9 protein-coding genes are annotated in these 6,284 nt (G+C 72.9%); 5 read left to right on the forward strand and 4 right to left on the reverse strand.

The features are described from left to right. Positions 1-168: 168 nt before the first annotated feature. Both AOJ26_RS38255 and AOJ26_RS38260 read left to right on the forward strand, forming a co-directional pair. On the forward strand, positions 169-849 hold the full coding sequence (locus tag AOJ26_RS38255; protein WP_053852946.1) for a class I SAM-dependent methyltransferase: 681 nt from the start codon (positions 169-171) through the stop codon (positions 847-849). A gap of 30 nt (positions 850-879) precedes the next feature. Further along, complete coding sequence (locus AOJ26_RS38260) at positions 880-1,518, forward strand: dihydrofolate reductase family protein (protein WP_053852952.1); 639 nt, start codon at positions 880-882, stop codon at positions 1,516-1,518. On the opposite strand, the gene murQ is transcribed toward AOJ26_RS38260, so the two are convergent. Both murQ and AOJ26_RS38270 read right to left on the reverse strand, forming a co-directional pair. Then, complete coding sequence (gene murQ, locus AOJ26_RS38265; protein WP_053852947.1) at positions 1,490-2,434, reverse strand: N-acetylmuramic acid 6-phosphate etherase; 945 nt, start codon at positions 2,432-2,434, stop codon at positions 1,490-1,492. The two genes, AOJ26_RS38260 and murQ, sit on opposite strands and share 29 nt — an antisense overlap. A 66-nt stretch (positions 2,435-2,500) precedes the next feature. Beyond that, complete coding sequence (locus AOJ26_RS38270) at positions 2,501-3,388, reverse strand: MurR/RpiR family transcriptional regulator (protein ID WP_373413152.1); 888 nt, start codon at positions 3,386-3,388, stop codon at positions 2,501-2,503. Positions 3,389-3,443: 55 nt separating this feature from the next. On the opposite strand from AOJ26_RS38270, the gene AOJ26_RS38275 reads away from it, so the two are divergent. Together AOJ26_RS38275 and AOJ26_RS38280 are read left to right on the forward strand one after the other, a co-directional pair. Next, positions 3,444-3,827, forward strand: a complete 384-nt coding sequence (locus AOJ26_RS38275; RefSeq protein ID WP_053852953.1) for a hypothetical protein — start codon at positions 3,444-3,446, stop codon at positions 3,825-3,827. After that, complete coding sequence (locus tag AOJ26_RS38280) at positions 3,824-4,102, forward strand: DUF4031 domain-containing protein (RefSeq protein WP_053852949.1); 279 nt, start codon at positions 3,824-3,826, stop codon at positions 4,100-4,102. The genes AOJ26_RS38275 and AOJ26_RS38280 overlap by 4 nt, the downstream gene beginning before the upstream one ends. Here the strand turns inward: AOJ26_RS38280 and AOJ26_RS38285 are convergent. Both AOJ26_RS38285 and AOJ26_RS38290 read right to left on the reverse strand, forming a co-directional pair. Then, a complete protein-coding gene (locus AOJ26_RS38285) occupies positions 4,099-5,202 on the reverse strand; it encodes a GNAT family N-acetyltransferase (RefSeq protein WP_053852950.1) in 1,104 nt (367 codons plus the stop codon). The two genes, AOJ26_RS38280 and AOJ26_RS38285, sit on opposite strands and share 4 nt — an antisense overlap. Before the next feature lie 26 nt (positions 5,203-5,228). Next, positions 5,229-5,870 (reverse strand): hypothetical protein, encoded by a 642-nt coding sequence (locus tag AOJ26_RS38290; protein WP_053852951.1) that lies wholly within the window; start codon positions 5,868-5,870, stop codon positions 5,229-5,231. A 42-nt stretch (positions 5,871-5,912) separates the two neighbouring features. Between AOJ26_RS38290 and AOJ26_RS38295 the strand changes: the two genes are divergently transcribed. Continuing rightward, positions 5,913-6,284, forward strand: a 372-nt coding sequence (locus AOJ26_RS38295) for a maleylpyruvate isomerase family mycothiol-dependent enzyme (protein WP_159044492.1), incomplete at its 3' end; no start/stop codon positions are given.

Consider the following 6,284-nt stretch of genomic DNA (forward strand, 5'->3'; position numbering starts at 1 on the left):
GAGGTGATGGGGCACCTGGGCGGGAGAGTGCAGCTCAGGCCGCTGGGCGGTGGGCGGGAGTGGGACTGCCCGCCGGAGTCCACCGGGCCCGCTCCGCAGGCCGAGGTGCTGCGGGCGAGGGTGCGGAAGGTCAACAGGGAAGGGCGGATGCCCTGTTGAAATGAACCCATGCCTCTCCTGGACGCCCTCGCCCGCTTCAACGACGCCCATCCGTGGAGCCACAACGCCCACTTCCACCGGTGGATCATGCGCCAGTTGCCCAGCCGCTTCGACCGAGCCCTGGACGTCGGCTGCGGTGCGGGTGACCTGGCACGGTTGCTGGCCACCCGGGCGAGGGAGGTCCAGGGCATCGACAGCGACGAACGGATCACCCGCGAGGCTAGGGAGTCCACCGACCCCGGGCTCCCCGTCACCTTCTCCGTCGCGGACGCCCTGTCGTACGACGAGAGCGGCCATGACGTCATCACCTGTGTCGCCGTGCTCCACCACCTGCCCCTGACCGAGACCCTCGTCCGGTTCAGACAGCGGCTGGCCCCCGGCGGCACCCTGGTGATCGTCGGCCTGACCCGGGAGGACACCCGCGTCCAGACCCTCCTGGGCCTGGTGTCCGTCCCGCTCAACCTGATCACCGGTTGGATCAAGAACCGGGGGCGGAAGGCACCACGTCCCGTCGCGATGACCGCCCCCACCCGCCCCGCCGACGTCCCCTACACCGAGTTCGTCCGCGAGGCGCGCCGCGTGCTCCCCGGGGTTCGTCTGCGGCGGCGGCTGTTCTGGCGCCACACCCTCGTCTGGAAAAAGGTGCGCGCGGATGTCGATCCAGGCAGGCTCGGAACGACGCATGGGTGAGAGCACGACACCACACGAGAGGTGAAGGCCATGCCCAAGGTCCGAGTGCACAACGTGACGATCTCCCTCGACGGCTTCATGGCCGGGCCGAACCAGCGCCTGGACGCCCCGTTCGGCGACGGCGTCGGCTGGGGCGACGAGCTGCACCGCTGGTTCGTCTCCGCGTCGGAGGACCTGGCCGCCGGGAAGGGCGGCACCGACGTCGAGTTCTTCGTCCGCGGTGATCAGAACATCGGCGCCACGATCATGGGGCGGAACATGTTCGGCCCGCAGCGCGGCCCCTGGGAGGACGAGTCCTGGCAGGGCTGGTGGGGCGAGAACCCGCCGTACCACCACGACGTCTTCGTCCACACCCACCATCCGCGCCCGGATCTGGCGATGGCCGGCGGAACCACCTTCCGCTTCACCGACGAGCCGCCGCAGACGGTGCTCCAGCGGGCCTTCGACGCGGCGGACGGCAAGGACGTACGGATCGGCGGCGGCGCGGCGACCATCCGGCAGTACCTGCGCGCCGGGCTGATCGACGAGCTCCACCTGGTGATCGCGCCCATGCTCATCGGGCGCGGGGAGCGGCTGCTCGACGACCTGGGCGGGGGGATCGACGGCTACCGGGTGTCCGAGCTGGTCGGCTCAGCGAACGTCACCCACGCGGTGCTGGTCCGCCGCTGAGCGCAGCCCGCAGATGGCCCCCCGACTCCGCCAGCAGCCGGGCCGCCGTGGGCCCGTCGACGTCGGCCAGGATCGTGAGGATCGCGTTCTTCACCTCGCCGTCCGTGGCGGCCAGGGCCCGCTCGACCTCCTCCGCGTCGGCGCCGGTGGCGAGGGCGACGATACGGCGGGAGCGGGCGCGCAGCTTCTCGTTGGAGGCGCGGACGTCGACCATGAGGTTTCCGTAGGTCTTGCCGAGGCGGATCATCGTGATCGTCGACAGCATGTTGAGGACGAGCTTCTGGGCGGTGCCCGCCTTGAGGCGGGTGGAGCCGGTGAGCAGTTCGGGGCCCACCACCACCTCGATGCCGTGCTCGGCGGCCGCGGCGAGCGCGCTGTCCGCGTTGCAGGACAGGCCCACCGTCAACGCCCCCTGCGCGCGGGCGTGTTCGACCGCGCCCACGGCGTACGGGGTACGACCGGACGCGGACACCCCGACCACCGAGTCCACGGCGGTCACCGCGAGCCCGTCCAGGTCGGCCCGCGCCAGCTCCGCGGAGTCCTCCGCCCCCTCCACGGAGGTGACCAGGGCGCCCGGGCCGCCCGCGATCAGGCCCACCACCTGGACGGGGTCGGTGTTGAAGGTCGGCGGGCACTCGGAGGCGTCCAGGACGCCCAGGCGCCCGGCGGTGCCGGCGCCGGCGTAGATCAGCCGGCCGCCGCGGGACATCCGGTCGGCGATCGCGTCGATGGCGGCGGCGATCGCCGGCAGCTGCCGGGAGACCGCCGCGGGGACGGAGGCGTCCTCGCCGTTCATCAGCCGGGCGATGTCGAGGGTCGGCAACCGGTCGATGCCGGCGAGCTCCGGCCGGAAGGCCTCGGTGGTCAGCGTCTCCAACTGGGCTCGCAGATCACGCGGGTCGGAGGTGGAGGTCATGGAGGAGTGGCTCTTTCTTCGTGACCGACGTCTCTTCGTGACCGACGTCTACCGGGTAACTCGTGCCTACCGGCGGTGCCGGTGCGCCAGCGCCTCGTAGGACGCGGCCAGCGCGGGCGCCGCCGTCTCGTACGTCCGTTGCGCCACCCCCACGAACAGACAGTCCACCACGAGGAGCTGACTGGTCCGTGACGACATCGCCGCGGGCCGCAGCTCGCTCTCCCGGGCCGTGGACGTCGTCAGCACATGGTCGGCGTACTGTGCCACCGCCCCGTCCGGCCGCCCGGTGATGGCCACCGTAGTGGCCCCGTGCTCGAACGCGACCCGCAACGGCTCGATGACGTCCCCGGTCGAACCCGAGTGCGTGATCGCGATGGCCACGTCCCCCGTCCGCAGTTGCACCGCGTTCGTCACGGCCAGGTGCGGGTCGCTGTGCGCCTGCGCTATCAGCCCTATCCGCAGCAGCTTCTGCGTGAGGTCCTGGGCGACGAGACCGGAGGCCCCCACCCCGTAGACGTCGATCCGCCGTGCCGAGGCCGTCGCGGCGACCGCCGCCCCCAACTGCGCGGTGTCCAGCCCGGCCGCCGTGTCCGCGAGGGTCTGCTGCTCGTCGTAGGCGAGCTTGGCGACCACGTCCGCGATCGGATCGTCCACCGCGATGTCCGTGGTGATCGCCGGCGCCCGCCCGGACTGCTGCTGCGCGGCCAGCCCGGCGAGGGCGAGCCGCAGGTCGCGGTACCCGGGGTAGCCCAGCAGCCGGGCCGTGCGCACGACCGTCGCCTCGCTCGTCCCGGTCAGTTGGGCGAGGCCCGTGACGGTGAGCGCCGCGCACCCCGCCGGGTCGTTCGCGACGGCCTCGGCGACCCGGTGCATCGAGCGGGTCATGGACGGACCCAGCGTGCGCACCTTCGCGGCGAGAGCACTGCCGAAAATTTCCTTCACATCCTGGGACACACCTGAAAGATATTTTCGGCTCGGACTCGTGGTCAAGAGCCCGCACAATGGCTCCATGGAGTCCATCGGTCCACTTGAGCAGACCCTGCACGCCGCACGCGCCCTCGTGCTCGCCGACCTGGCCGCGGGCGAGGTCGCCGCCGCCGACGTGGTGTCGATGGTCGAGGAATCCGTCGTACAGCGTCGCTGGTGGGTCCAGCAGTGGCCGGAGGGCGCGGAGTTCGTGGCGGGCCTGGTCGCCCAGGACGTGCAGGACGCGCTGCTGGAGACCCACGGCCGCTGGCCGCTGTGCCCGGTGTGCGGCTCCGGCGACCCGCACGCCCTGGAGGTCGAGCCGGAACTGGGCCCCGACCCGCACTGGGTGTGCCACAAGGCGGGCGTGAAGGTCGCGGCGGTCGGCTCCCTCGGCACCGCGGCGGGCGGGACCTCCTCCTCGTGACCGTCTACGTCGACCCGCCCACCTGGCCGGGCCACGGCCGCATGTGGTCCCACCTGATCAGCGACACCTCCTTCGACGAACTGCACCGGTTCGCCGAGGAGTTGGGAGTGCCCCCGCGGGCCTTCGAACGCGACCACTACGACATCCCGTCGCACCGGTACGCGGACGTGGTCGCGGCGGGCGCGGTGGAGGTCAGCAGCCGCGAGGTGGTGCGGCTGCTCACGGGGGCGGGACTGCGCCGGCGCAAGGGCGTCGCACGGTCCGAAGGCCCCTAACCGGCCCCGCCCGGCAGGACGTACAGCCGCAGGCCCGTCTCCAGCTCGCCGTACGCCTGCTCCTCGTCCACGGTCGCGCGGGCGTAGCCGGCCCGGGCGATCACGCGTTGCGAGGCGGCGTTGTCGGGCTCGATGGTGGCGCAGAGGCTGCGGACGTCGTCGCGGGCCAGGGCCCAGTCGGACAGGGCGCGCAGGGCCTCCGTCGCGTAGCCCCGGCCGCGGGCGCTCTCGGCCAGGTCGTAGCCGACCTCGGCGCGGCCGTCCTCGTCGGGGGCGCCGTGGAAGCCCATGCCGCCGATCGCCCGGCCGTCCTCCCGCCGTACGAGGACGAAGAGGCCGAACTCCGGGCGGTGGACGCCCGCCTCGTACGCCTTGACGGTCATGCCCGCGGCCTCGCGGGTGCCGTCGAAGGGGCCGTCCTCGACCCACTCGAAGTCGCCGTCGCCGCCCGCGGCCAGTTCGGCGGCGGAGGCGGGCGTGACGCCCTGGAGGGTCAGGCGCTCGGTGGGCAGCACGAGGTTGTTGCTCCAGCGCCACTGCGTACGCGGGGCGCGGCCGGGCAGGTCGCCGCGCCCGGTGGCCCACAGCAGGGTGCGCCAGGGGTCGGGGCCCGGCTGGACCTCGGGGAAGATCCGGGTCAGCACGTAGTCGGGGAGGTGGGCGGCGGGTTCGTAGGCCAAGCCCAGCCCTTCGGCGATGTCGTAGGTGTGCAGCAGCACCTCGGCGACGCCCATCGCGGCGAAGCCCGTGCGGTTCGCGCTGCGGAAGGGGTACGGGTGGAAGGCGCGGACCTCGCGCGGGGTGGTGCGCAGGGTCGCGGCGAACAGGACACCGGCCGTCTCGATCACGTGGAGGGCGCCCTCGGCGCCGGTGCCGTCGTCCAGGGAGATCTCGAAGGGGACGTACGCCTCCTGCGCCCGGCCCGCCAACTGCGCCGCGTACGCGACGAGATCGCTCGCGATGTGCTCGGCCGTCTTCAGGCAGCTCCACTCCACCCGGCCGGCCGGCACCCCGGCCCAGTCGCGGTCCACCGCCTTCCGCAGGACCGCCACCGCGTCCGCGACAGCCTCCGTCACCCGTTCCGCGCCCATGTCTTCCATGCGGGCAGGCTAAGCCGCCGGGCGCCTCAGAGCGACAGCATTTCCAGCTCCGAGGCGAGGTTGTAGCGGGCCGTGGCCTCCCATTCCCGCGCCCCGTACGGCGTCCTGAACAGTCGCGGCAGTTCGAGCAGTTGCCGCAGGATCGCGGACCGGCCCTCGCGGAAGGCGTCGGTCGGCACGAAGCCGTACTCCTCGCGGACGGCGGCCGTGTAGGCGGCGTACGCGGAGGGCGGCGCGGCGAGGATCGCGAGGTCGGCGTCGCACAGCACCTGGCCGTCGCGGTCGTCGTCGGCCGGTTCGTGGGCGGTGGTGAGGCGGACGAGACGGGCGACCTCGGCCGTCTCGCGGGCGGGGACCCCGGCCTCGGCGAGGGCGCGTTCGGCCAGGCGGGCGGAGCGCTCCTCGTTCTCCGAGCGGTCCGGGAGGTAGACGGCGTCGTGGAACCAGGCCGCGAGACGCACCAGGTCCGGCCGGTCCGCGTACTCCTGGAGCAGGTCGACGTGGTCGAGGACGGCCGTCAGGTGGGAGAGCGTGTGGTAGCGCCGCTGCGGCTCCCGCCAGCGGTCCAGGAGGTTGTCGGCGTACGGCGCCGGGTCGGGGCCGTCGCCGGCCCGGGCGCTCTCCAGGGCACGGGTGAAACGGTCGCGGAGGTCGTCGAGATCGGGCATGGCCTCATTGTCCCCCCGGCCGCCCGCTGGCACGTTGTCCCCATGACTGCTGACGACGTACGAGACCCCGAGCTCCCCGGCCGCCTCCTGACCACCGAGCGCGACGCCCTGATCCCCCTCCTGCGCTCCCGCCCGGACACCGACTTCGCGCTGCCGACGCGGGGGTGTCCGGGATGGAGCGTGCGGGACGTGCTGGCGCACTGCTCGTCCGCGCTGATCCGGGTGGTGGAGGGACGGTTCGAGAAGGGCGTCTTCTCGCCCGAGTCCAACGACCGGGACATCGCCGAGCGCGCCGATTGGACGAACCAGCAGGTCGTCGACGAGCTGGAGCGCGGGATGACGGAGGCCGGGCCGGTGATCGCGCGGGCGGGCGGGGTGCTGGACATCATCGGGCTGGGGGAGTGGGTGCACGCG

This window comes from Streptomyces sp. NRRL B-24085 (genome assembly GCF_001282115.1).
Taxonomy (GTDB): domain Bacteria; phylum Actinomycetota; class Actinomycetes; order Streptomycetales; family Streptomycetaceae; genus Streptomyces.